The following is a 2,691-nucleotide window of genomic DNA, read 5'->3' as shown; positions in this document are numbered from 1 at the left end:
ACCTTGTTTTCCACTGTATAAAAATTTAATTTTTAAGTATAATTATACCAATATTTTTCTGCATCTTTTCTTTAATTCTTCTATATTAAGAAAAAGTCTCAATCTATTTAACTCTTTCTGCTTATTTTTTTAACTCACCTTTTCTGTAAATATCTTTTAAAACCTAGTATCTTTTAAAAAAATCCCTCTTTCTTTTACTTACCTTATGCTTATCAAAAAATAAAAGTATGACTAAAGCTATCTAAAACTAACTTTGGTCATACTCTTTTTTTATTTTATAAAACTTTCTATTTAGCAAAATCGTTCAGCAAGATAGCGATATGCTCTGTTCCTTGATAATAATCTGCTAATCGAACGGACTCATTCGGTGCATGTGCTCTGGAATTTCCCCAACCGACTCCGCTGCTTAATATCGGCAATTTTAAATAGTGGTAAAAGTGATACATTGGACCTGAACCAGCACTATTCGGCGAAAGAACGATTTCTGTATCTGATCCATAAGCTTTTTGAGCCGAATCCGTTACAGTCGCAACAAAGGGATCGGTCATATCCGAACGAAAAGCATGCATGCCTTTGATTAATTCTAGTTTCACGTCTTGGAAACCATGATCATCCAAATGTTTACGCAAAACTTCATAAATGTGTTCTGGTTCTTGACCAGGTACTAGCCGGCAATCGATTTTGGCAGAGGCTGATTTAGGCAAAACCGTCTTGATACCCGGATCTGTATAACCGCTCAGTAACCCACTGATAGTCAACGTTGGTTCAAAAACCAAAGCTTCACTAGGTGTCCGCTCTTTGCCTTTAGTAATCAAGTCGCCGGTTAATCCATAAATTTCTTTAGTTGCTGCTTCATTGAAAGGCAGCTGACTGACGATTTCTTTTTCCAATGCTGTAGGAGGTGTGATATGATCGTAAAACCCTTCAACCACAATTTCATTATCAACTGTACGCATTGTTGCTAAGGCTTGTACTAATCGCCAAGCCGCATTGTCTACCACGGCTGCCATTGAAGAATGAATATCAACTTTAGCACTTTCAACAGTTACATCAAAATAAGCAATGCCTTTAACTCCTGCTTCAATTACAAAACGCTCGTCTTTATCTTTACCGCCAAACTCCCAGATACAAGCATCAGCGGCAAATAAGTCAGCGTATTTTTCTAAGTATTTTTTTAAATTTGGGCTGCCGTTCTCTTCTTCACCTTCAACTAAAAACTTGACGTTACAAGGCAAACCACCTTCTGTTTCCAATAAAGCCGAAAGGGCATTCAAACGTACCATAAAATTAGCCTTATTGTCAGCTACACCGCGAGCGTACAAAATACCATCGCGAACAGTCGGTTCAAAAGGATCAGTATCCCATTCGCCAATCGGATCTTCCGGTTGCACATCATAATGATTATAGAACAGAAGTGTTTTAGCAGAGTTGCCATTTGGTCCGGCTTCAAAAGAACCATAGACTACCGGATGTCCCCCTAAGTCATCCAATACTTGTACTGTTCCTCCTGTTTTTTCAATCATTTTTTTCACGTATGCGACTGTTTCTGGAATTTGACGGTGCTGGGTTGAAACAGATTGCAAACGCAAATAATCGTAAAATTCTTCCATTCGTTCATCAGCTATTTTCCGAAAAATTTCTTTAGTTGTCATTATCCTATCTCCTTGCTATCAGATTTACCGACCTAGATCAACAGAATTTTAGAAAAACCAATTAACGACAACTACCTTAAAGCTGTCATTTCTCGATTCCCTTAACTTTATTTCCATTCAATCAGATCAGGCCTGCTGCATTTTCTGCTGTTTCTTTTTCAAAAACGGAATTTCATCAATATGACAATAAACGTAATGCTGAGGAGAAATTTCATGTAGACCAACAGCCGTTTCATCCTCATATTCATGGTAAGTCGGATCATAAGCCATTCTCGATCGCTTTCGTTCTTCAATTGGATCGGGAGCAGGAATAGCCGACAGCAATGATTCTGTATAAGGGTGCAGCGGCGCATTGTATAAGTCATCTGCTGGACCTAATTCTAAAATCCGACCATTGTTCATCACTCCAATACGATCGCTGATGTATTTCACCATTGACAGATCATGAGCAATAAACAAATAGGTCAGGTTCTTTTCACGTTTTAATTTCTTTAACAAATTAACGACTTGTGCTTGAATCGAAACGTCTAATGCAGAAATAGCTTCATCCGCAATAATAAATTTAGGACTGACAGCTAGAGCCCGCGCGATCCCAACACGTTGGCATTGTCCACCTGAGAATTCTCGTGGATAGCGGGTAGCATATTCTCGGCTCAACCCTACTAAGTCCAACAACTCATAAACCATTTCAGCGCGTTCTTTTTTATTTTTAGCTAAGCCATAGACGTCAATGCCGCCAGCAATCGTGTCCATTACTGTCATTCTAGGATTTAAAGAAGCATACGGATCTTGAAAAACCATTTGAACAGATTTACGAAATGCTAACAGTTGTTTCCGGTTTTTGATGTTATTGATTTCTTTCCCTTCAAACAGAACTTCTCCTCCAGTAGCCTCCAATAATTTCGACAACATTTTCCCGGTGGTCGATTTTCCTGAACCCGATTCTCCGACTAATCCAAAGGTCTCGCCTTCGTACAGATGAAAAGAAAGGTTGTTCACTGCACGAACTTCATTCTTTTTATTGGCATTAAAGTACTGC

2 protein-coding genes are annotated in these 2,691 nt (G+C 38.6%); both read right to left on the bottom strand.

Features of this window, described 5'->3' with window-relative positions:
- Nucleotides 1-287: 287 nt before the first annotated feature.
- Nucleotides 288-1,652 (bottom strand): M20/M25/M40 family metallo-hydrolase, encoded by a 1,365-nt coding sequence (locus RT405_RS11465; RefSeq protein ID WP_313469791.1) that lies wholly within the window; start codon nucleotides 1,650-1,652, stop codon nucleotides 288-290.
- A 126-nt stretch (nucleotides 1,653-1,778) separates the two neighbouring features.
- On the bottom strand, nucleotides 1,779-2,691 hold a 913-nt coding region (locus tag RT405_RS11460; protein WP_313469789.1), incomplete at its 5' end, for an ATP-binding cassette domain-containing protein.

Origin of the sequence: Carnobacterium sp., assembly GCF_032094055.1 — a bacterium.
GTDB lineage: Bacteria > Bacillota > Bacilli > Lactobacillales > Carnobacteriaceae > Carnobacterium_A.
Note: the sequence above shows the minus strand (reverse complement) of the source record. Positions and strands in the feature narration are given on the sequence as shown.

Coding starts and splice junctions, on each gene's coding strand:
- RT405_RS11465 (WP_313469791.1), bottom strand. CDS start 1,652: ATGACAACTAAAGAAATTTTTCGGAAAATAGCTGATGAACGAATGGAA.